The 21,073-nt window shown below is 70.2% G+C and carries 17 protein-coding genes; 11 read left to right on the forward strand and 6 right to left on the reverse strand.

The genetic code is table 11. The features are described from left to right. Nucleotides 1–108: 108 nt before the first annotated feature. On the reverse strand, nt 109–936 hold the full coding sequence (gene fdhD / locus JYK18_RS21170) for a formate dehydrogenase accessory sulfurtransferase FdhD (RefSeq protein ID WP_206803662.1): 828 nt from the start codon (nt 934–936) through the stop codon (nt 109–111). Nucleotides 937–1,032: 96 nt separating this feature from the next. Here fdhD and JYK18_RS21175 point away from each other — a divergent pair, with 96 nt between their 5' ends. The 3 genes from JYK18_RS21175 (at nt 1,033) to JYK18_RS21185 (ending at nt 5,872) form a co-directional block, all read left to right on the forward strand. Continuing rightward, a complete protein-coding gene (locus tag JYK18_RS21175) occupies nt 1,033–2,391 on the forward strand; it encodes an OFA family MFS transporter (RefSeq protein ID WP_206803663.1) in 1,359 nt (452 codons plus the stop codon). A gap of 182 nt (nt 2,392–2,573) precedes the next feature. Further along, nucleotides 2,574–5,114, forward strand: coding sequence for a M14 family zinc carboxypeptidase (locus JYK18_RS21180; protein ID WP_307795977.1), 2,541 nt, complete (start codon nt 2,574–2,576; stop codon nt 5,112–5,114). Beyond that, nucleotides 5,111–5,872 carry an SDR family NAD(P)-dependent oxidoreductase gene (locus tag JYK18_RS21185; protein ID WP_206803664.1) on the forward strand — a complete coding sequence of 254 codons (762 nt, stop codon included), beginning with the start codon at nt 5,111–5,113 and terminating at the stop codon, nt 5,870–5,872. The genes JYK18_RS21180 and JYK18_RS21185 overlap by 4 nt, the downstream gene beginning before the upstream one ends. Here the strand turns inward: JYK18_RS21185 and JYK18_RS21190 are convergent. Beyond that, nucleotides 5,858–6,463 carry an N-acetyltransferase gene (locus JYK18_RS21190; protein ID WP_206803665.1) on the reverse strand — a complete coding sequence of 202 codons (606 nt, stop codon included), beginning with the start codon at nt 6,461–6,463 and terminating at the stop codon, nt 5,858–5,860. The two genes, JYK18_RS21185 and JYK18_RS21190, sit on opposite strands and share 15 nt — an antisense overlap. A 54-nt stretch (nt 6,464–6,517) precedes the next feature. Between JYK18_RS21190 and JYK18_RS21195 the strand changes: the two genes are divergently transcribed. Then, complete coding sequence (locus JYK18_RS21195; protein WP_206803666.1) at nt 6,518–7,186, forward strand: GPP34 family phosphoprotein; 669 nt, start codon at nt 6,518–6,520, stop codon at nt 7,184–7,186. A 222-nt stretch (nt 7,187–7,408) separates the two neighbouring features. Here the strand turns inward: JYK18_RS21195 and JYK18_RS21200 are convergent, their stop codons facing one another. Beyond that, on the reverse strand, nt 7,409–9,721 hold the full coding sequence (locus JYK18_RS21200) for an FdhF/YdeP family oxidoreductase (protein ID WP_206803667.1): 2,313 nt from the start codon (nt 9,719–9,721) through the stop codon (nt 7,409–7,411). 61 nt (nt 9,722–9,782) lie between these two features. Here JYK18_RS21200 and JYK18_RS21205 point away from each other — a divergent pair, with 61 nt between their 5' ends. Then, nucleotides 9,783–12,404 (forward strand): valine--tRNA ligase, encoded by a 2,622-nt coding sequence (locus tag JYK18_RS21205; protein WP_206803668.1) that lies wholly within the window; start codon nt 9,783–9,785, stop codon nt 12,402–12,404. A 24-nt stretch (nt 12,405–12,428) separates the two neighbouring features. Here the strand turns inward: JYK18_RS21205 and JYK18_RS21210 are convergent, their stop codons facing one another. After that, nucleotides 12,429–12,770 carry a hypothetical protein gene (locus JYK18_RS21210; protein ID WP_206803669.1) on the reverse strand — a complete coding sequence of 114 codons (342 nt, stop codon included), beginning with the start codon at nt 12,768–12,770 and terminating at the stop codon, nt 12,429–12,431. A 54-nt stretch (nt 12,771–12,824) separates the two neighbouring features. Between JYK18_RS21210 and JYK18_RS21215 the strand changes: the two genes are divergently transcribed. Continuing rightward, nucleotides 12,825–13,220, forward strand: coding sequence for a VOC family protein (locus JYK18_RS21215; protein WP_206803670.1), 396 nt, complete (start codon nt 12,825–12,827; stop codon nt 13,218–13,220). Between the two features lie 10 nt (nt 13,221–13,230). Here JYK18_RS21215 and JYK18_RS21220 read toward each other — a convergent pair whose 3' ends face one another. Together JYK18_RS21220 and JYK18_RS21225 are read right to left on the reverse strand one after the other, a co-directional pair. Then, nucleotides 13,231–14,097 (reverse strand): SGNH/GDSL hydrolase family protein, encoded by an 867-nt coding sequence (locus tag JYK18_RS21220; protein WP_242579308.1) that lies wholly within the window; start codon nt 14,095–14,097, stop codon nt 13,231–13,233. Nucleotide 14,098: 1 nt separating this feature from the next. Beyond that, nucleotides 14,099–14,983 (reverse strand): SGNH/GDSL hydrolase family protein, encoded by an 885-nt coding sequence (locus JYK18_RS21225; protein WP_206803671.1) that lies wholly within the window; start codon nt 14,981–14,983, stop codon nt 14,099–14,101. A 286-nt stretch (nt 14,984–15,269) separates the two neighbouring features. Between JYK18_RS21225 and JYK18_RS21230 the strand changes: the two genes are divergently transcribed. From JYK18_RS21230 to JYK18_RS21250, 5 genes are read left to right on the forward strand one after another with little or no spacing between them, the layout of a single operon-like run. Beyond that, nucleotides 15,270–16,406, forward strand: coding sequence for a Gfo/Idh/MocA family protein (locus JYK18_RS21230; RefSeq protein WP_206803672.1), 1,137 nt, complete (start codon nt 15,270–15,272; stop codon nt 16,404–16,406). Next, nucleotides 16,403–17,887 (forward strand): sugar ABC transporter ATP-binding protein, encoded by a 1,485-nt coding sequence (locus JYK18_RS21235; RefSeq protein ID WP_206803673.1) that lies wholly within the window; start codon nt 16,403–16,405, stop codon nt 17,885–17,887. The genes JYK18_RS21230 and JYK18_RS21235 overlap by 4 nt, the downstream gene beginning before the upstream one ends. Next, a complete protein-coding gene (locus JYK18_RS21240) occupies nt 17,884–18,900 on the forward strand; it encodes an ABC transporter permease (RefSeq protein ID WP_206803674.1) in 1,017 nt (338 codons plus the stop codon). The genes JYK18_RS21235 and JYK18_RS21240 overlap by 4 nt, the downstream gene beginning before the upstream one ends. Continuing rightward, entirely contained in the window at nt 18,897–19,907 is a 1,011-nt protein-coding gene (locus JYK18_RS21245) for an ABC transporter permease (RefSeq protein WP_307795978.1), read from the forward strand. The genes JYK18_RS21240 and JYK18_RS21245 overlap by 4 nt, the downstream gene beginning before the upstream one ends. Then, nucleotides 19,876–21,072, forward strand: coding sequence for an ABC transporter substrate-binding protein (locus JYK18_RS21250; protein ID WP_206803675.1), 1,197 nt, complete (start codon nt 19,876–19,878; stop codon nt 21,070–21,072). The genes JYK18_RS21245 and JYK18_RS21250 overlap by 32 nt, the downstream gene beginning before the upstream one ends. Nucleotide 21,073 lies beyond the last annotated feature (1 nt).

The following is a 21,073-nucleotide window of genomic DNA, read 5'->3' on the forward strand; positions in this document are numbered from 1 at the left end:
GTGCCCCCAGCCGGGCGCCAGGACGCGGGTGCGTCGTGTGCGGAGCCGACCCTCGACTTCCACATCGTCGCAGGTGCCGAGAGTGTTTCGCCCCGAAATCCGCCAGTTTCAGTGACGAAGGACGCGTTCGTCGCGGGTGTAGATGTTCATGCTCTCGCCGCGGAGGAAACCCACCAGCGTGATGCCGTTTTCCTCGGCCAGTTCGACGGCGAGCGAGGAGGGCGCGGACACCGCGGCGAGCATCGGCAGCCCGGCCATCGCGGCCTTCTGCACCAGCTCGAACGAGGCCCGCCCGGACACCAGCAGCCCGGCGCCCGGCAGCGGGACCCGGCCTTCGAGCAGCGCCCAGCCGAGCACCTTGTCGACCGCGTTGTGCCTGCCCACGTCCTCCCGCACGACCAGCAGCTCACCGCTCGCGTCGAACAACGCGGCGCCGTGCAGGCCGCCGGTGGCGTCGAACACCTTCTGCCGCGCGCGCAGCTGGTCGGGGAGCTTCGCCAGCAGGTCGGCGGTCAGCGCGAACTCGCTGCCGCCCGGGGCGAACCGGGTCTTCAGCTTGACCGCGTCGAGCGCGGCCTTGCCGCAGACCCCGCAGGAGGAGGTGGTGTAGAAGTTCCGCTCGACGCCGGTGTCCGGGGCGGGCACGCCCTCGGCCAGCGCCAGGTCCAGCACGTTGTAGGTGTTGCGCCCGTGGTCGTCGACGCTGTCGCAGTAGCGGGCGGTGCGGACGTCCTCCCGGCTGCCGAGCACGCCCTCGGAGAGCAGGAAGCCGTGCGCCAGTTCGACGTCGTGGCCGGGTGTGCGCATTGTCACCGCCAGGGCGCGCCCGCCCACCCGGATCTCCAGTGGCTCCTCGGCGGCCAGCACGTCCGGCCGGGTGCGTTCACCACGGGTGGTCAACTTCAGCACGGGCTTACGCACGGTCACGCGTCCCATTTCCGCCTCCCGCGTTCGGTGGAATCCCAGTGGTGCGCTCGGGGCTGATCGGTAATACATTGCGGCAGCTAAGTATCAAGTCTAGGGAGGCCCCTCATGGCCGTCGGGTTCCTCGAGCGCTCCCGCACCATCGCCCCACCCGGCTGGAGCCGCTGGCTCATCCCGCCCGCCGCGCTGTCCGTGCACCTGTCTATCGGTCAAGCGTACGCGTGGAGCGTGTTCAAGCCGCCGCTGGAGAAGTCGCTCGACCTGACCGGCACGCAAAGCGCGCTGCCGTTCCAGCTGGGCATCGTGATGCTCGGGCTGTCCGCGGCCTTCGGCGGCACGCTGGTGGAGAAGAACGGCCCGCGCTGGGCGATGTTCGTCTCGATGGTCTGCTTCTCCTCCGGCTTCCTGATCTCCGCGCTCGGCGTGGCCACTTCGCAGTACTGGCTGGTGGTACTCGGGTACGGCGGGCTCGGCGGCATCGGGCTCGGCATCGGCTACATCTCGCCGGTGTCCACCCTGATCAAGTGGTTCCCGGACCGGCCGGGCATGGCCACCGGCATCGCCATCATGGGCTTCGGCGGCGGCGCGCTGATCGCCTCGCCGTGGTCGACGCAGATGCTGCGCACCTTCGGTGACGACACCGGCGGCATCGCCACCACCTTCGCCGTGCACGGTGTGGTCTACGCGTTGTTCATGACCCTGGGCGTGCTGCTGGTCCGCGTGCCCGCCGACGACTGGAAGCCGGACGGTTACCAGCCGAAGGAGGCCGCGGCCGGGCGGATGATCACCACCGCGAACGTGTCGGCGAAGAACGCGATCAGGACCCCGCAGTTCTGGCTGCTGTGGGTGATCCTCTGCTTCAACGTGACCGCGGGCATCGGCATCCTGGAGAAGGCCGCGCCGATGATCACCGACTTCTTCGAGGGCACCTCGGTCCCGGTCGGCGCCGCCGCGGCCGCCGGGTTCGTGGCGCTGCTGTCGCTGACCAACATGCTCGGCCGGTTCGTCTGGTCGTCCACTTCGGACCTGGTCGGCCGCCGCAACATCTACCGGCTCTACCTCGGTGTGGGCGCGCTGATGTACCTGGTGATCGCGCTGACCACGAACACCTCGAAGCTGCTGTTCGTGCTCTGCGCGATGGTGATCCTGTCGTTCTACGGCGGCGGGTTCGCCACCGTGCCGGCGTACCTGAAGGACCTGTTCGGCACCTATCAGGTGGGCGCGATCCACGGCAGGCTGCTGACCGCCTGGTCCACCGCCGGGGTGCTCGGGCCGCTGATCGTGAACGCCATCGCCGACGGGCAGAAGTCGGCGGGCAAGGACGGTCCGGCGCTCTACGGGACCTCGCTCTACATCATGATGGGGCTGCTCGTGCTCGGCTTCGTGGCCAACGAGCTGGTGCGCCCGGTCAGTGAGAAGTACCACGAACCGGTCGCCGCCCCGGCGGGCGCCGGCAAGGAGGCGTGATGGACTCGAAGCGCACCGGGCTGATGATCTTCGCCTGGATCTGGGTGGGCCTGCCGTTCCTCTACGGCGTGGTGGAGCTCTTCCGAAAAGTCGCCCAACTCTTCGGCGGCTGACAAAGCACCCTTGCCAACTCCTTAGCGAGCCGAAAGACTGACCGCACTTTCCGCTCGTGGAGGTGGCCCGTGTCGTTTTCGCGTTCCGCTCGTGCGCTGGTACTGGCTGTGGTCGCCGGGTTGTCGGTGACCACCGCTCCGGCGCTCGCCGCCCCCGCGGCACCGCCACCCGGCCAGTCCCACCGCGAGCCGGGCTACGGTCCCGAGCGCAACCAGGTCGCCGCGACCGACGCGCCGCCGCAGTTGCGCGCGGCGACGGCCGGGGAGAACAAGCCGCGCGGCGATCGCGGCGGCTACCCGCGTCAGACCGACCTGCGCACCTACCCGGCCGACCCGGCGGACAAGTCGATCAAGCTCGGCCTCTCGCCGTACCACGCGCTGGCGCCGAAGCTGAACGACCTGCAGCGGCGCAGCAACCGGATCTCGGTGGAGGTCGCCGGGCAGTCCGGCCTCGGCCGCGACCTGTACCTGGTCACGCTGACCGCGCCGGAGAACGCGGCGCAGAGCAAGATCCAGGACATGTGGCGCGACAAGATCGAGAACGATCCCGGCCGCGCGGCCCGCGACACCGCCCTGCGCGCCGGGTACAAGACCCCGGTGTGGATCAACAACAACATCCACGGCAACGAGTGGGAAGGCACCGACGGCGCGCTGCGCGTGATCGAGTACCTGGCCACCACGAACGACCAGGCCGCGCTGGACCTGCTCAAGCGCAGCCGGATCTACCTCAACCTCACCGCCAACCCGGACGGCCGCGTGGCCGGTACCCGCGCGAACGCGAGCGGCTTCGACATGAACCGCGACTTCGTCACCGCCTCGCAGCCGGAGACCCGGGCGATGCGCGAGATCGTCATGGGCAAGCAGCCGGTGATGATGCTCGACGAGCACGGGTACGTGGAGAACACGCTGATCGAGCCGACCACCCCGCCGCACGGCCAGAACTACGACTTCGACCTCTACATCAAGCACGGCTACGAGAACGGCCTGGCGATGGAGAAGGCGGTGCAGGCGCTCGGCCACCCCGAGGCGGCCAAGCCGGAGATCCCGTTCCGCGACTACGAGCCGGGCGTCTGGGACGGCTGGGCACCGATCTACACCGCGCAGTACTCGATGTACCACGGCGCGGTGTCCTACACGATCGAGGTCCCGCAGCGCGTCAACAACGACGCCTACAACCTGCCCGCCGAGGAACTGCAGCGCCGCTCGAAGATCAACACCGACGTGGTGGAGGCGACCATCCGCACCACCATCGACTACGCGGACACCCACCGCACCGAGCTGATCGACAACCAGATCGAGATCTTCCGCCGCGGTGCCGCCGGTGAACCGCAGCGCCAGCTGCCGGACGGGTTCGTGCCCGGCTTCGGCCCGGAAGACCGCTACACCACGGAGTTCCCGCGCGCCTACGTGCTCCCGGCCGGGGCGGGCCAGCGCTCGGCGCCCGCCGCGGCGCGGCTGGTCGACCACCTGGTCGCCAACGACGTGCGCGTGCAGCGCGCGGAGGCGGACTTCCAGCTGGCGGGCAAGAGCTACCCGGCCGGTTCGTACCTCGTGGACATGCACCAGCCCAAGCGCGCGCTGGCGAACGTGATGCTGGAGACCGGGGCCGACATCTCCGGCAAGGTCGAGGTGATGTACGACATCTCGGGCTGGAGCCACCGCCTGCTCTGGGGAGCTTCGGTGGACATCTCGAAGACCGAGGCGCCGAACGTGCGCACCACGCCGGTGACCATCGCCGCGCCGACCGGCGGGGTGGACGCGGCGCCCGGCCAGGACCTGGCGCTCACCGTCGCCGACGGCAAGGACGTGCTCGCGGTGAACACCCTGCTGGGCCAGGGACGTCCGGTGCACCAGCAGGCCGACGGCACGGTGGTGGTGCCCGCTTCGGAACGCGTCGCCGTGCTGGAGGTGGCGAAGAACCTCGGCGTGCGCTTCACCGCGGCGCCCGCCGGTGACCGCGGCCCGCTGATGCGCAAGCCGGTGCTCGCCGGCGCGGTGGCCGCCGACGAACTGCTGGTGCTGCGGGAACTCGGTTTCGAGGTGCGCCCGGTTTCCACGCAGGTGCTCAACAACGGGTTCGACCTGAGCCGGGTGGACGCGTTGTTCGTCTCTTCCGGACTGAACTACCGCGGGCTGAACGCGGCGGCCAAGAACTCGGTCAAACGGCTGTTCCAGCGTGGTGGTGTGATCACCCGCGGCGCGACCGGGGCGGCGTTCAACACCGACGCCGGGCTGCTGCCGGTGACCGCGGTGGCCGGGCGCGAGGACGCCAACGGCGTGGTCTCGGTGACCAACGGGACCGGGCCGATCGGTTCCGGCGCACCGGAAAGCTCGTTCGTCTACTCGCCGCTGTGGTTCACCGGGCTCGGCGCGGGCGTGACCGCCGAACAGCGGTACGCGGAGCAGAACCCGCTCGCCGCGGGCCACTGGCTGCCGAACGAGGCCGGTCAGGGCCCGGCGCAGGCGGCCGGTGCCGCCTCGGTGGTGTCCGGTGTGGACGAAAGCGGGGCGAAGACGGTGCTGTTCGGCACCGAGCCGCTGTTCCGCGCGCACCCCAAGGGCTTGTACGCGCAGGTGGGCAAGGCCGTGTTCTGGGCGACCACCCGATGAGCCGAGGCGTACTGGTCACCGGTTCGTCGAGCGGGATCGGCCGGGCGGTGGCGACCGCCTTCGCCGCGCTGGGCGACCGCGTGGCCGTCCACTATGGATCGAACCGGGCGGCCGCCGAGAAGACGCTGGCCGAGCTGTCCGGCTCCGGGCACGTGCTGCTGACCGGTGACCTGGCCGATCCGGTGGCCGCGCGGGGGCTCGCCGACGAAGCCGAGGAGCAGCTCGGCGGCGTCGACGTGCTGGTGAACAACGCGGCCGTGGCCACCGGTCCGGAGAACGCGCACGCCGTGGCGTCAGTGTCCTATGAGGACTGGCAGGCCGCCTGGCAGCGCATGGTCGGGGTGAACGTCTTCGGCACGGCCAATCTCACCTACTGCGTGACGCGGCACATGATCGAGCGCGGTGCGCCCGGCCGGGTGGTCAACATCGGCTCGCGCGGGGCGTACCGCGGCGAACCCGACCACCCGGCCTACGGCGCTTCGAAGGCGGCGATGCACGCGTTCGGCCAGTCGCTGGCGGTTTCCCTGGCACCACACGGCATCGCGGTCGCGTCGGTGGCGCCGGGCTTCACCGCGACCAGCCGCGTCGCGGACCGGCTCGACGGGGAGCAGGGCGAGCAGTTGCGCGGGCAGAGCCCGTTCGGCCGCGTGGGCTCACCGGAGGAGGTGGCGGCGGCGGTCGTCTACCTCGCTTCCGCCGACGCGGCGTGGGCCTCCGGTGCCGTGCTCGACCTGAACGGCGCCTCACACCTGCGGTGAGGGTTCCCGCCACATCGGGTAGATCTCGGGTCCGTCCGGGAAGCGGATCGGGTCACCGCTGAGTTCGAAGCCGTGACGCAGGTACAGCGCGCGGTTGCGGGTCGAGCTGGCCTCCAGGTACACCGGGAGTTTGGCGGCGTCGGTGCGGGCCAGCTTGTCGCGCAGCAGTGCGCTGCCGAGGCCGCGGCCGCGATGGCTCGGCAGCACGCCGATGCATTGCAGGTAGACGTGCGCGGTGTGCGTCGGGTGCCGGGCCTCGGTCAGTTCGTCGACGAGCATGCCGCGCTTGAGGATTTCGCTGAACTCGGCGGGGACTTCGAGGTCGTCCGGGATCCGCTCGTGCTCGGTTTCCCCGGCCTCGCGGTCGATCCACAGCGAGACGGCACCGAAGTCGGCGGTGGTGAGCACCTCACCGCGGTCCATCGCCTTGACCACCGTGCCGTGCAGTTGCTGCGGCAGGATCTGCTTGCGCTGCACGGGGTCCGGGAGCACCCACGTGCTCACCACCTCGTCGAGGAAGGCCTCGCCCACGGTCGCGGCGGCCCGGTCCAGTTCCCCCGGCTGCACTCGGTGCACCATCGTCTGCGTCATACCGGCTCAACGCGGGACCGGCGCGAGAGGTGCCCGGTGGTTAGGGTGGAGCGCATGCTCATCGCGGAAGACCTGGTACTGCTCGTGTTCGACGACGAGACCGGCAAGCCGGACAGCATGGTGACGAACCTGCCGTACGCGCTGGCCGGGGCGCTGCTGATCGAACTGGGCATCGAGAACCGGATCGGGGTCGACGGCAAGGGGCGCCTGGAGTTGCTCGACCGCACGCCGCCCGCGCACCCGGTGCTCGCCGACGCTCTGGTCAAGCTGGAGAAGTTCGACGGCCGGAAGCCGAAGGACGCGATCTCGCCGTTGTCCGGGCAGAAGCTCACCGAACGGCTGCTCGAAGGGCTGGCCGATCGCGGGGTGCTGCGCCGGGAGGAGGGCAAGGTGCTGAAGCTGTTCCCGGTGACCCGGTGGCCCGCCGAGGATTCGGCGCACGAGGAATCGTTGCGGTCGAAGCTGAACGCGGTGCTGGTGGATGGTGAGGAGCCGGACGAGCGGACGGCCGCGCTGGTCGCCGTGCTCGCCGCGATCAAGGCGGCGAGCAAGGTGCTGGACCTGCCGGAGCGGGCTGATCGGAAGGTGGTCGATCAGCGGGCGAAGGAGATCGCGGAGGGGGATTGGGGCTCGACGGCGACGCGGAAGGCGATCGATGAGTTGATGGTGGCGGTGATGACGGCGGTGATGATCCCGGCGATCGTGACTACCACGGCGACGTGACGGTTTTTTGGGGGGCCACCCCGGTTTTTTAGTGTGACTACGGCGAAGGCCTCGAAGTCAAGGCGGGAAAGATGCCTTGACTTCGAGGCCTTCGCCGTGTTTTTGGCTGTGGACCGGGGATGGGGAGGGCTGGGTGGGTAGGTGGTCCGGTGGGTCTCCCGGCTTGCTGTTGTGTGGTCGGGTGGCTGGGCTTCGGTTTTGTCTCCCGGTTCCCCTCGTGTCCTAGGCGGAGGTCACCGGGTCCAGGCGGATCACGATCGACTTGGAGACCGGGGTGTTGGATTCGTCGGCGACGGAGTCCAGGGCTACCAAGGCGTTCGCCTCGGGGAAGTAGGCTGCGGCGCAGCCGCGGGCGGTCGGGTAGGCGACGACCCGGAAGCTGGGTGCCCGCCGTTCGCTGTCGGCCCATTCGGAGACCAGGTCGACCAGCGTGCCATCGGCCACGCCCAGGCGAGTCAGGTCTTCGGGGTTGACGAACACCACGCGCCGCCCGTCTTCCACGCCTCGGTAGCGGTCGGACAGGCCGTAGATCGTGGTGTTGTACTGGTCGTGGCTGCGCAGCGTCTGCAACAACAGCCTGCCTTCGGGCACGACCGGGTACTCCAGCTCGCTGGCGGTGAAGTTCGCCTTGCCGTTGCGCGTGCCGTTGAACTCCCTGGCGTCGCGCGGGGCGTGCGGCAGCACGAAGCCGTCAGGCTGGCGCACCCGCTTGTTGTACTCGTGGCACCCGGGAACCACGTTCGCGATGTGGTCGCGGATGCGGTCGTAGTCGCCGATGAAGTCGAGCCACGGCACCGGGTGCTCCGCACCCAGCAGCGTGTTCGCCAGGCGGCACAGGATGGCCACCTCCGACAGCAGGTGCTCACTCGCCGGCTCCAACCGGCCACGCGAGGTGTGCACGGCCGACATCGAGTCCTCGACGGTGACCACCTGCTCACCGCTCGCCTGCACGTCGCGCTCGGTCCGGCCCAGCGTCGGCAGGATCAGCGCGGTCCGGCCGTGCACCACGTGCGAGCGGTTCAGCTTCGTGGACACCTGCACGGTCAGCTCGCACGAGCGCAGCGCGCGCTCGGTCAGCTCCGTGTCCGGGGTGGCGCCGGCGAAGTTGCCGCCCACCCCGAAGAACACCTTCGCCCGGCCGTCGCGCATGGCGCGGATCGAGTCCACCGTGTCCCACCCGTGCTTGCGCGGCACCGGGATGCCGAACTCGCGCTCCAGCGCGGACAGGAACGACTCCGGCATCTTCTCCCAGATGCCCATGGTGCGATCACCCTGCACGTTCGAGTGACCGCGGACCGGGCACAGCCCGGCACCCGGCTTGCCGATCATGCCCCGCAGCAGCGCGACGTTGGCGATCTCCTTGATCGTCGGCACCGCGTGCTTGTGCTGGGTCAGGCCCATCGCCCAGCAGTAGATGGTCCGCTCGGACTCGGCGATCATCCTGGCGATCTTGACGATCTGCTCGCGCGGCAGCCCGGTGGCCTCGTCGATGCGGTCCCAGTCCAGCTCGCCGACGCGGTCCGCGTAGGCCGCGAAGCCCTCGGTCCAGCCGTCGATGAACTCCTGGTCGAGCACGGTGCCGGGGGCGGCCTTCTCCCAGGCCAGCAGCAGGTGCCCGATCGCCTGGAAGAAGGCCAGGTCACCGCCGAGGCGGATCTGCGCGAACTCGTCGGCCAGCGGGCTGCCCTTGCCGACCAGGCCACGCACGTTCTGCGGGTTCTTGAACCGCATCAGCCCGGCCTCGGGCAGCGGGTTCACCGCGACCACCTTCGCCCCGCGCGACTTGGCCTCCTCCAGCGCGGAGAGCATGCGCGGGTGGTTGGTCCCGGGGTTCTGGCCGACCACCACGATCAGGTCGGACTTGTGGATGTCGGCCAGGCTGACCGAGCCCTTGCCGATGCCGGTGGTGGCCGAGAGCGCCGCGCCGGAGGACTCGTGGCACATGTTCGAGCAGTCGGGCAGGTTGTTCGTCCCGAACGAGCGCACCATCAGCTGGTACACAAAAGCGGCCTCGTTGCTGGTGCGGCCGGAGGTGTAGAACAGCGCTTCGTCCGGGCTGGCCAGCCCGCGCAGGTGGCTCGCGACCAGCTCGAACGCGTCGTCCCAGCTGATCGGCTCGTAGTGCGTGCCGCCCTCGCGGAGCACCATCGGCTCGGTCAGCCTGCCCTGCTGCCCGAGCCAGTACTCGGTGCGGCCGTCCAGCTCCTCGAGCGAGTGCTCGGCGAAGAACTCCCGCCCGACCCGGCGCTTGGTGGCCTCCTCCGCCACGGCCTTCGCGCCGTTCTCGCAGAATTCCGCGAGCTTGCGGTGCTCGCCGTCGGCCTCGCGCGGCTCCGGCCACGCGCATCCCGGGCAGTCGAAGCCCTCACGCTGGTTGAGCACGCGCAACGCGCGGACGGTCCGCCCGGCGCCCATCTGCTCCTGGCCCCGCTTGAGCGAGACCAGCACGCCGGGAATGCCCGCCGCCCAGCTCTTGGGCTTGCCGACGGCCAGCTTGCTCTCGTCGATGTCCTGCTGTGGTGCCTTGTCCGTCACCCCTCCATCGTGCGCCCTGCCCCGCAGGCTCGCGACCTCGGCCGGTTCGTAGACTTGACAGGTGACCGAGAACGCCTTGCACCAGCCTGACCTGCCCAACGCTTGGAACCCGGCCGACGAAGAGGCCGCGATGTACCAGCGCTGGGTAGACGCCGGCTACTTCAAGGCCGACTCCAGTTCGGAGAAGCCGCCCTTCACCATCGTGCTGCCGCCGCCGAACGTCACCGGCAGCCTGCACATGGGCCACGCGCTCAACCACACGGTGATGGACGCGCTCACCCGCCGCCGCCGGATGCAGGGCTTCGAGGTGCTCTGGCTGCCCGGCATGGACCACGCCGGCATCGCCACGCAGAACGTGGTGGAGCGCGAGCTGGCCGGCGAGGGGGTGTCCCGCCACGACCTGGGCCGCGAGAAGTTCGTCGAGCGCGTCTGGGAGTGGAAGGAGGAGTACGGCGGCAAGATCCTCGGCCAGATGCGCCGCCTCGGGGACGGGGTGGACTGGAGCCGCGAGCGGTTCACCATGGACGCCGGGCTCTCGCGCGCGGTGCAGACGGTGTTCAAGCGCCTGTTCGAGGACGGGCTGATCTACCGCGCCGAGCGCATCATCAACTGGTGCCCGCGCTGCCAGACCGCGCTGTCCGACATCGAGGTGGAGTACTCCGAGGACGAGGGCGAGCTGGTCTCCATCCGCTACGGCGAGGGTGACAACGCCATCGTGGTGGCCACCACCCGGGCGGAGACCATGCTCGGCGACACCGCGGTCGCCGTGCACCCGGACGACGAGCGCTACCGGCACCTGATCGGCACCGAGGTCGAGCTGCCGCTGACCGGGCGGATGATCCCGATCGTGGCCGACGAGCACGTCGACCCGGAGTTCGGCACCGGCGCGGTCAAGGTGACCCCGGCGCACGACCCGAACGACTTCGAGATCGGCCGCCGCCACGACCTGCCGATGCTGACCATCATGGACGAGCGCGCGGCGATCACCGTGCCCGGTCCGTTCGAGGGCCTCGACCGGTACGAGGCGCGGCCCGCGGTGGTCGCGGCGCTGCGCGAGCAGGGCCGGATCGTCGCGGAGAAGCGGCCGTACCTGCACTCGGTGGGCCACTGCTCCCGGTGCGGCACGGTGGTCGAGCCGCGCCTGTCGCTGCAGTGGTGGGTCAAGGTCGAGCCGCTGGCCAAGGCCGCCGCCGAGGCGGTGCGCGACGGCCGCACCAAGATCCACCCGCCGGAGCTGGCCAAGCGCTACTTCGACTGGGTCGACAACATGCACGACTGGACGATCTCGCGCCAGCTGTGGTGGGGGCACCGGATCCCGGTCTGGTACGGCCCCAACGACAAGGTGGTCTGCGTCGGGCCCGACGAGGAGCCGCCGTCGGGTGAGGGCTGGACCCAGGACACCGACGTGCTGGACACGTGGTTCTCCTCGGGCCTCTGGCCGATCTCCACCCTCGGCTGGCCGGACGAGACGCTGGACCTGCGCAAGTTCTACCCGACCAGCGTGCTGTCCACCGGTTACGACATCCTGTTCTTCTGGGTGGTCCGGATGATGATGTTCGGGCTGTACGCGATGGACGGCAAGCAGCCGTTCGACCACGTGTACCTGCACGGGCTGATCCGCGACGCGCAGGGCAAGAAGATGTCGAAGTCGCGCGGCAACGTGATCGACCCGCTGGACTGGCTGGACAAGTTCGGCGCGGACGCCACCCGGTTCACCCTGGCCCGCGGCGCCAACCCGGGCAACGACATGGCCATCGCCGAGGAGTGGGCGGCCGGTTCGCGCAGCTTCGGCACGAAGCTGTGGAACGCCACCAGGTTCGCGCTGATGAACGGCGCGAACGTCTCGGCGCCGCTGCCGGACGCGGCGGAGCTGACCGAGGCCGACCGCTGGATCCTCGGCAGGCTCGAGGCCGTCGTGTCCGAAGTGGACGAACTGTTCGACGGCTTCCAGTTCGCCAAGCTGTCCGGCGTGCTCTACCAGTTCGTCTGGAACGAGCTGTGCGACTGGTACGTGGAGCTGGCGAAGGTGCAGTTCTCCGGCCCGGCCGCGGAGAACACTCGCCTGGTGCTGGGGCACGTGCTCGACTCGGTGCTGCGGCTGCTGCACCCGATCATGCCGTTCGTCACCGAACGGCTGTGGAAGGCGCTGACCGGCGGGGAGTCGCTGGTGATCGCCGCGTGGCCGACCGCTTCGGCGGGGTATGCCGACGAGGTGGCCGACCGGCGGATCGCCGACGTGCAGAAGCTGGTCACCGAGGTGCGGCGGTTCCGGTCCGAACAGGGCCTGAAGCCGGGCCAGAAGGTGGCCGCGCGGGTGTCCGGTGCCGGCTTCGACGCCCTGTCCGCGCACGACGCGGCGGTCCGGTCGCTGGTTCGCCTGACCGAGGCCGGGGACGAGTTCACCGCCAGCGTGTCGCTGGAGGTCTCGCTCTCCGAGGGCATCGCCGAGGTGGCGCTGGACCTGTCCGGCGCGATCGACGTGGTGGCCGAGCGCAAGCGGCTGGAGAAGGACCTCGGGCTGGCGCAGAAGGAGCTGAAGCAGACCGAGGGCAAGCTGGGCAACCAGGCCTTCCTCGACAAGGCGCCGGACGCGGTGGTCGACAAGATCAAGGTGCGCCGGGAGACCGCGCTCGGCGACATCGAGCGCATCAACGCCCGGCTGGCCGCCCTGCCCACGGCGTGAGGCAGCTGCCCCGGTTCATCGGCTTCAGCGGACGAAGCCGGTGAACTGGGGCACCACGCGCACGTCGCCGATGCCCTCGAGCACTTCGGCGGAGGGTTCGCCGTAGACGACCAGTTCGTCGATCTCGCAGTGCTTCATGACCTCCTGGATGTACGGGTCGCTCAGCTTCCAGTGCGCGAGGATGGCTTCGGAATCCTGGTAGAGCTGGAAGCTGTGGGCCAGCCGGTTGGCCTCGTCGATGAACACCTCGACCATCAGCTGGGGCCCCTCGCGTTCGACGAAGGACACCGCGTCGGCCACCGCCGCGCGGTAGGCGTCCAGGTCACCGGTGATGCGCATGGTGTTGTGCAGCAGGATCGGACTCATGCGACTAGCCTGATACCTCGACCTACCTGGAAGTCAACTCGTGCTGGAGGCGAAGTGCTCAGACTGGGTTTCCCGGCTGTCGGAGTGGTGGACCTGGAGCGCGCGGTCCGGTTCTGGACCTCGGCGCTGGACCTGACGGACAGTCCCGAGTGGGCCAACGAGCGCTGGCGGACGCTGGTGGATCCCAGCGGGGCGCGGATCATCGGGTTGATGGTCAGCGAGTCGCCGGTGGAGCGACGGCCGCGGATCCACCTGGATCTGGTCGTCGACACCACGGCCGAGCAGGAGGCCGAGGTGGCCAGGTTGATCGAGCTCGGCGCCACCAAGATCGACTGGGACGACTACCCGCCGGACCCGGACTTCGTGGTGCTGGCCGACCCGGACGGCAACCCGTTCTGCGTGGTCGACCTCAGCCGGGCGCCCTCGGGTTCAGCGGGGGCGCCCGGCTGAGACGGGTGAGCTAACCCCTGCGCAAGTGGTCGAATATCACCCCCGATACGCCCTGCATCCCCGCCAGTACGGGTTGGTAGCGGGCGGCGTCGTCGCGGTCGAGGTCGCCGTTGACCCACGCCGAACCCGGCTGGGCGCAGGCGTCGTGGCCCAGTGACGCGCCGTAGACGTCCACATAGGACGAACCCGACGCGGCCGCCGCGTTGGCGATGGCGTCGCCGAGCGCCTGCTCCAGCTCGGCGATCCAGGCGTAGTCCCCGTCGGCGAACGGCAGGGTCGAACCGCAGAAACCGGACGGTGGCACCAAGCGCGGGTACCCGACCGCGAGCACCTTGGCCCGCGGCGCGCGGTCGTGCACGCGCAGCAGGCCCTCGGTCAGGTTGCCTTCGGTCTGCGTGATGATCCCGCGCAGCGTATCCGTGCCGTTGACGGTGAAGTACGCCCGGCACGGCGCGCCGGTCGGGTTCTGCGGCCGCAGCACCGGGCAGGTGTCCACGATACGCTTGAACAGGTTGTAGTCGTTCCCGCCGAGGCCGACGGTGACCAGGTCGGTCTCCGGCCGGAGCGCGTCCAGCTGCGGTGGGTTGCTCCCTTCGGCCAGTTCCTGCGACCGGGTCAGGTGGGTGGTGTCCGCGCCGCTGCAACTGGCGTCCACAGTGGACCGCGTCACCAGCAGGTCGCCCAGCAGCGCGCTGTAGTTCGCCGAGGACCGGCCGCAGCCCGCCGGATCGGTGCGCTGCTCCGGGATCCGCGGCCCGGCGGTGAACGAGTCACCGAGCGCCACGTAGTTCTGGTACGCGGGCAGGGCGCCGGCCGGTACCGCGGGCACCGCGGCGGCCAGTGCCACCGCGATCCCGGCGAAGAGTGCTTTCCGCAAGTCAATCCCCTCGGCGAAGGTGGTCGTAGACGACACCGGAGATGCCGTGCATCCCGGCGGCGAACGGGTGGTAGGGCGCGGCGTACGGGCGCAGCCGCTTGCCGTTGATCCAGGCTGCGTCCTCGGCGCAGGCGTCGTGCCCGAGCGACGGGCCCCAAGTGTCTACATAGGACGCTCCGCTGGCCGTGGCGGCCCCGGCCACGGCTCCGTTGAGCGCCTGTTCGACGCTGTTCAGCCAGGCGTAGTCGCCGTCGGCGAACGGCAGCACCGACGGGCAGTACCCGGTCTCCGGCGCGATGCGCGGGTAGCCGATGGCCAGCACCTTCGCCCGCGGCGCGTAGGACCGCACCGTTTCGAGGGCGAGCTGGAGGTTGCCGCCGATCTTGCCGATGGCCACCTTCAGCGTGTCGACACCGTCGACGGTGAAGTGCTCCCGGCACGGCGACCCGTTCGGGTCCAGCTTCCGCAGGCCGGGGCAGGTGTCGACGATCCGGCTGAACAGGTTGAAGTCGTTGCCCCCGATGCCGACCGTGACCAGGTCGGTTTCCGGCCGCAGCGCGTTGAACTGCGGTGGGTGGTAGCCCAGGGCCAGCCGCTGCGGGGCGGTCAGGTGCGAGGTGTCCGCGCCACTGCAACTGCCGTCCACATAGGACCGGACGCCGAGCTTGGCGGCCAGCAGCGCCGGGTAGTTGTTGCTGGAGCGCAGGCAGCCCGCCGGATCCCCGCGCTGCCACGGGATCAGCGGCCCGGCGGTGTAGGAATCGCCGAGCGCCACGTAGTTCTGGAACGCGGTGGTGGCGCCCGCCGCAGGTGCCGTGGCCAAGGCCGTGGTGGCCGTGATGGCCGTGATGGCGGCCATCAGGCCGGTACTTCGTCGCCGTCTCATCGCCGATGTGTCCCTTCGCGCCGGAAATCCGAACCTCGTTCATCTGCTTAGTCCGGGGTTTCGCGACGGGGAGCCTCCAAAGGAGTGCAGGCACCCGGTGAACTTAGGTGACCCGTCGATCACCCGCAGTCACTACTTCGGCGTAGTGACCTGACTGCGTTCGGTTGCCTGAAGCGCTGTCAAGTCTGCCAACTGGTGGACATCTGGACACGGGTACTCAAATTGAGATCATTCGGGACATACTTCTGCTTGCCATGAACGTAAGTTCTCCGTAGTGTCCCGAAACATGGCTGTGACCGACCTCTCCGCAGAGGCCTCGTCGATAACCCCCTCCGCTGTTCCCCGGCCCCGGGTGGCCGTGGTGGGCAGCGGGTTCATGGGCCGCGTGCACGCCGAGGCGGCGCGTCGCGCGGGCGCCGAGATCGTCGGCGCGGTGGGCTCCAGCGCGGAGCGCGCGGCCGGTGCCGCCGAGGCCGTCGGCGCTGCTCAGGGCTATTCCGATCTGCACGCGATGCTCACCGACGCGGCCCCGGACGTGGTGCACGTCTGCACCCCCAACGCGGTGCACGCGGCCGCCGCCGAGGCCGCGCTCGCCGCCGGCGCCCACGTGATCTGCGAGAAGCCGCTGGCCACCTCCGCCGGGGACGCGGCGCGGCTGGCGGCCGCCGCGCTCGACGGCGGCCGGGTGGCCACCGTCCCGTTCGTGTACCGCTTTCACCCGATGGCGCGGGAAATGCGGGCGCGGATCGCGGCGGGGGAGCCGGGCGCGGTGTCCGTTGTGCACGGTGGATACCTGCAGGACTGGCTCTCCCGCCCCGAAGACGACAACTGGCGCGTGAACGCCGCGGTCGGCGGCCTCTCCCGCGCCTTCGCCGACATCGGCTCGCACTGGTGCGATTTCCTGGAGTTCGTGCTGGGGGAGCGCATCCTCGCGCTGTCCGCGCAGAGCGCCACCGTCCGCGAGCGCCGTGGTGACGCCGCGGTGTCCACAGAGGACCTGGTGACCCTGCACCTGCGCACCACGAGCGGGGTGCTCGGCACCGGGGTCGTCTGCCAGGTCGCCGCGGGCCGCAAGAACCGGCTGCACCTGGAGGTTTCCGGGACCGACGCGAGCCTCGGCTTCGACCAGGAACTGCCCGAGCAGCTGTGGGTCGGCCGCCGCGACGGCAGCACGCTGCTGGTCCGCGACCCGGAAACCTTGTCCCCCCAAGCGTTGCGCTACTCGCGGCTGCCCGCCGGGCACGCGCAGGGCTACCAGGACTGCTTCGACGCCTTCATCGCCGACACCTACGCGGCCGTGCGCGGGGAGCCGGTCCCTGACGGCCTGCCCACCTTCGCCGACGGCCTCCGCGCGGCCCGGCTGACCGAGGCCGTGCTGACCTCGGCCGCGGCGGGCGGGCAGTGGACGGAGGTCCCGGCATGACGCCCAAGGTGAAGCTCACCGGCATCACCAAGCGCTTCTTCGGCGTGCCCGTGCTCAAGGACGTCGGCCTCGAACTGCACGAGGGCGAGGTGCACGCGCTCGTCGGCGAGAACGGGGCAGGCAAGTCGACCCTGATGAAGGTGCTGGCCGGGGTGCACCGCCCGGACGAGGGCACGGTCGAGGTCGACGGCACCGAGGTGCACTTCGGCTCGCCGCGCGACGCGCAGGCCGCCGGGGTGTCGATCGTGCACCAGGAGTTCAACCTGCTCGGCGACCGCACGGTGGCGGAGAACGTGTTCCTCGGCCGCGAGCCGACCCGCCGCGGCCAGGTCGACCGCCGCAAGATGGAGGCGGACACCGCCGAGCTGCTCGACGGCATCGGGGTCAAGAACATCTCACCGCGCACCGCCGTCCGCCGCCTGCCGGTGGCGTTGCAGCAGGTGGTCGAGATCGTGAAGGTGCTCTCCACCGACGCCCGCGTGATCGCCATGGACGAGCCGACCGCCGCGCTCGCCGGGCACGAGGTCGAACTGCTGTACAGCCTGATCGGGCGCCTGCGCGAACGCGGGATCGCGGTGCTCTACGTCTCGCACCGGATGCGCGAGGTGTTCGACCTGAGCCAGCGCATCACCGTGCTCAAGGACGGCGCGCTGGTCACGACGGCCAACACCGCGGACCTGACCAGCGACCAGCTCGTGCGGCACATGGTCGGCCGCCCGCTCGACGCGCTGTTCCCGGACCGGGCCGACGCGGCCGACCTCGGCGCGGTCCGGCTCGCCGTGCGCGGCGCCGGGAACGACCGGCTCGGCGGCATCGACTTCGAGGTGCGCGCGGGTGAGATCGTCGGACTGGCCGGGCTCCAGGGCGCCGGGCGCTCGGCGGTGGCCAGGGCGGTCTGCGGGATCGACCCGTTCACCAGCGGCACGGTCGAGATCGACGGTGAGGCCGCGCGCCTGCGCTCGCCGCGGGAATCGGTGCGGCGCGGGATCGCGCACGTCACCGAGGACCGCAAGGGCGAGGGCCTGGCGCTGCGGCAGTCGGTCAAGGACAACGCGCTGCTGGTCCGGCGGTCCGCCTTCGGCCGGAAGCTGGGCAGGCTCGACCTGCCCGCGCTGCTCAAGTCGGTCACCGTGGTCGCCAGGAACGAGGACCAGGAAGTGCGCTTCCTCTCCGGCGGCAACCAGCAGAAGGTGGTGCTGGCCAAGTGGCTGGCCGTCGAGCCGAAGGTGCTGGTGGTCGACGAACCCACCCGCGGCATCGACGTCGGCGCCAAGCGCGCCGTCTACGACCTGCTCCGGGAACTGGCCGGCCGCGGGGTCGCCATCCTGATGATCTCCTCCGAACTGCCCGAGCTGATCGGGATGAGCGATCGCGTGCTGGTCATGCACGAAGGCCGCCTGGCCGGGGAACTGCCCGCCGGGCCTACCGAGGAAGCCGTGATGTCACTGGCCACCGGACACGAACTGGCGGGTACCGCATGACCGCGCTCGCGGAACGCCCCGCCGCCCCGAAGCCGCCGGACCGCAAACGTCCACAGTGGACGACCAAGCTGACGCCGGTGGTGTCGGTCTACCTGGCACTGGTGATCCTGCTGATCGCCGGCAGCGTGCTGGTCGGGGTGAACGGCGGCATGCTGCTCGACCAGGGCGGCATCCTGAACATCCTGACCCGCAGCACCACGCTCGGCCTGGTGGCGATCGGCCAGACGCTGGTGATCCTGACCGGCAAGCTGGACCTGTCGGTGGCCTACCTGATCGGGCTGTGCTCGCTGATCGCCGCCGAGACGATGGCGGGCGACCCCGGCAACATCGTCTTCGCGGTGCTGCTCACGCTGGCCGTGGCCGCGGTGGTCGGCCTGGTCAACGGCCTGGTGATCACCCGGCTCAAGGTGAACGCGTTCATCGCCACCCTGGGCACCGCGCTGATCATCCGCGGCTACCTGGAGAACGGCTACGAGGGCCCGGCCGGTGAGGTGCCCAGGGCGTTCCAGCACCTGGGGTACGACCGGATCGGGCCGATCCCGATCTCCACCCTGCTGATGCTCGCGCTGGCCGGGCTGGCCTGGTGGTACCTCGGCCGCACGCGCGGCGGGTACCACATCTACGCGGTCGGCGGCGACGAGGAAGTGGCGCGGCTGTCCGGGGTCCGCACGCAGCGCACCATCGTCAAGGCGCACGTGCTGTGCTCGATCGCCGCCGGGCTCGCCGGGATCTTCCTGGCCAGCAGGCTCGGCTCGGGCGCGCCGTACGTCGGCACCGACGCCGGGTACGACCTGGAGTCCATCGCGGCCGTGGTGCTCGGCGGCACGCTGCTGGCCGGTGGCCGCGGCGGCGTCGCCGGGACCATCGGCGGTGTGCTGATCCTGGCCACCCTGGACACCATCTTCGACGACCTCGGGGTCACGCCGTTCTTCAAGGACGTGGTCCGCGGTGTGGTGCTCATCGTGGCCGTGGCGCTCTACGCCCGCCGCCAGCTCTCCAGGAGGGGCAAGTGACGCGACGGCTCAAGCTCACCGAGGGCACGCTGCCGGTCCTCGTGGTGCTCGCGATCTTGCTGGTGGCACTGGCTTTCGCCGGTCCCGCGTACAGCGAACCGGCCGGCTACCTCGCGCTGCTCAAGCGCGCGGCGCCGCTGATGATCCTCGCCATCGGGCAGTACTTCGTCATCGTCAGCGGCGGTTTCGACCTCTCGGTCGGCTCGCTGGTCACCGCCGAGGTGGTGATCGCCGCGCGGCTGATCGACGGGGACGAGTCCGCCACCGCGTGGGTGCTGCTGTTCATGCTCGGCTTCGGCGCGCTGGTCGGCCTGGTCAACGGGCTGATCACCACGCGACTGCTGGTGCCCTCGTTCATCGTCACCCTGGGCATGCTGCTGGTGCTCGACGGCGCGGTGTTCCTGTGGACCGGCGGGGCGCCGAGGGGCGCGCTCTCGGACGCCTTCCGCACGGTCGGCCGCGCCGGCTTCGAGGTCCCGCTGCTGGGCCAGGTGCCGTGGTCGGTGCTGCTGCTCGCGGCGATCGTGGTGGCCGCGGTGTTCTTCATGCGCGGTGGCACCGGCCGGACCCTGGTCGCGGTCGGTGACAACGAGACCGCGGTCCGGCTCGGCGGTGGCCGGGTGGAGCGGCTGCGCACTCTCGCGTTCGTCCTTTCCGGACTGTCCGCCGCGGTGGCCGCGCTGCTGCTCGGCGGGTTCGCCGGGGTGTCCGCGCAGGTTGGTGACGGCCTGGAGTTCCGCGTGATCACCGCGGTGGTGCTCGGCGGGGTGGTGCTCGGCGGCGGCCGCGGTTCGGTGGTCGCGGCGATGGCCGGCGCGCTCACCCTGGAGTCCCTGTTCTCCCTGCTCAACCTGCTCGGTGTCTCCGGTGGCCTGGAGTCCGCGGTGCAGGGCGTGATCATCATCGCCGCCGTGGCCTACGCCTCGGCGGGCAGCAACCTTTTCCGGCACAAAGCGGTGAACCAGGAGAAAAAGAATGTCAAAGAAGAAACTGCTGCGCAGCAGTAGCTTCGCCCTCGCGGCCGCGGGCGTGCTCGCCCTGTCCGCGTGTTCGAGCGACCTGCCGGCCGACACCGGTGGCACCACCGGCGCCTCGCCCGCCGCGGGCGCCCCGGCCAACTCGGAGTTCTTCGACCAGGCCGAGTACGACCGCCAGCTGGCCCTGCGGTCCGCCACTCCGCAGGGGCCCGCGGACAAGCCGTGGGAGCAGGCGCTCGAACCGGTGATGACGGACACCGCCAAGTACAAGAAGGACGGTCCGTACAACATCTGCTTCTCCAACGCCTCGGTGGACAACCCGTGGCGCCAGGTCGGCTGGAAGACCATGCAGGCCGAGGCCGAGCTCCACCCGGAGATCGCGAAGTTCACCACGCTGGACGCGGAAGCCAAGGACGACAAGCAGATCAGTGACATCCAGTCGCTGACCTCGCAGGGCTGCCACGCGCTGATCGTCTCGCCGAACACCACCGCCACGCTGACCCCGGCGGTGGAGCAGGCCTGCGCCACCGGCATCCCGGTGATCACCTTCGACCGCGGCGTGAACACCGAGTGCCCGGTCACCGCGATCCACCCGATCGGCGGCTACGCCTTCGGTGCCAGCGCGGCGGAGTTCCTGTCGAAGTCGATCCCGGCCGGCGGCAAGGTGCTCGGCCTGCGCGTGCTGCCCGGGGTGGACGTGCTCGAACACCGCTGGGCCGCGGCCGAGAAGATCTTCGCCGCCAACGGCGTGCAGGTGGTCGGCGCCGAGTTCACCGGCAACGACAGCGCCAAGGCCAAGAGCATCGTCTCGGACTACCTCCAGCGCGAGGGCAAGATCGACGGCATCTGGATGGACGACGGCACCGCCGCGGTGCCGGTGCTGGAGGCCTTCGAGGACGCCGGTGCCGAGGCACCCGCGATCTCCGGTGAGGACCAGCAGCAGTTCCTGGAGAAGTGGAAGAAGGAGAACCTCAAGGCCTTCGCCCCCACCTACCCGACCTACCAGTGGCGCACCCCGGTGATCGCCGCACTGAAGGTGCTCAAGGGCGAGCAGGTGCCCAAGGAGTGGATCCTGCCCCAGCCGGTGATCGAAACCTCCACCCTGGACCAGTACCTGACCGCGGGCATGCCGCCGCTGCACTACGGCCTCTGCGGGTGCAAGGAGATGCCCGGCTTCCCGGACAAGTGGAAGTAGC

The sequence above is a fragment of the Amycolatopsis sp. 195334CR genome, assembly GCF_017309385.1.
Lineage (GTDB): Bacteria > Actinomycetota > Actinomycetes > Mycobacteriales > Pseudonocardiaceae > Amycolatopsis.

What these genes read in the sequence shown, in the direction of transcription:
- fdhD (WP_206803662.1), bottom strand. Translation starts at nt 936, where the DNA reads ATGGGACGCGTGACCGTGCGTAAGCCCGTGCTGAAGTTGACCACCCGT.
- JYK18_RS21175 (WP_206803663.1), top strand. Translation starts at nt 1,033, where the DNA reads ATGGCCGTCGGGTTCCTCGAGCGCTCCCGCACCATCGCCCCACCCGGC.
- JYK18_RS21185 (WP_206803664.1), top strand. Translation starts at nt 5,111, where the DNA reads ATGAGCCGAGGCGTACTGGTCACCGGTTCGTCGAGCGGGATCGGCCGG.
- JYK18_RS21190 (WP_206803665.1), bottom strand. Translation starts at nt 6,463, where the DNA reads ATGACGCAGACGATGGTGCACCGAGTGCAGCCGGGGGAACTGGACCGG.
- JYK18_RS21195 (WP_206803666.1), top strand. Translation starts at nt 6,518, where the DNA reads ATGCTCATCGCGGAAGACCTGGTACTGCTCGTGTTCGACGACGAGACC.
- JYK18_RS21210 (WP_206803669.1), bottom strand. Translation starts at nt 12,770, where the DNA reads ATGAGTCCGATCCTGCTGCACAACACCATGCGCATCACCGGTGACCTG.
- JYK18_RS21225 (WP_206803671.1), bottom strand. Translation starts at nt 14,983, where the DNA reads ATGAGACGGCGACGAAGTACCGGCCTGATGGCCGCCATCACGGCCATC.
- JYK18_RS21230 (WP_206803672.1), top strand. Translation starts at nt 15,270, where the DNA reads ATGGCTGTGACCGACCTCTCCGCAGAGGCCTCGTCGATAACCCCCTCC.
- JYK18_RS21235 (WP_206803673.1), top strand. Translation starts at nt 16,403, where the DNA reads ATGACGCCCAAGGTGAAGCTCACCGGCATCACCAAGCGCTTCTTCGGC.
- JYK18_RS21240 (WP_206803674.1), top strand. Translation starts at nt 17,884, where the DNA reads ATGACCGCGCTCGCGGAACGCCCCGCCGCCCCGAAGCCGCCGGACCGC.
- JYK18_RS21250 (WP_206803675.1), top strand. Translation starts at nt 19,876, where the DNA reads ATGTCAAAGAAGAAACTGCTGCGCAGCAGTAGCTTCGCCCTCGCGGCC.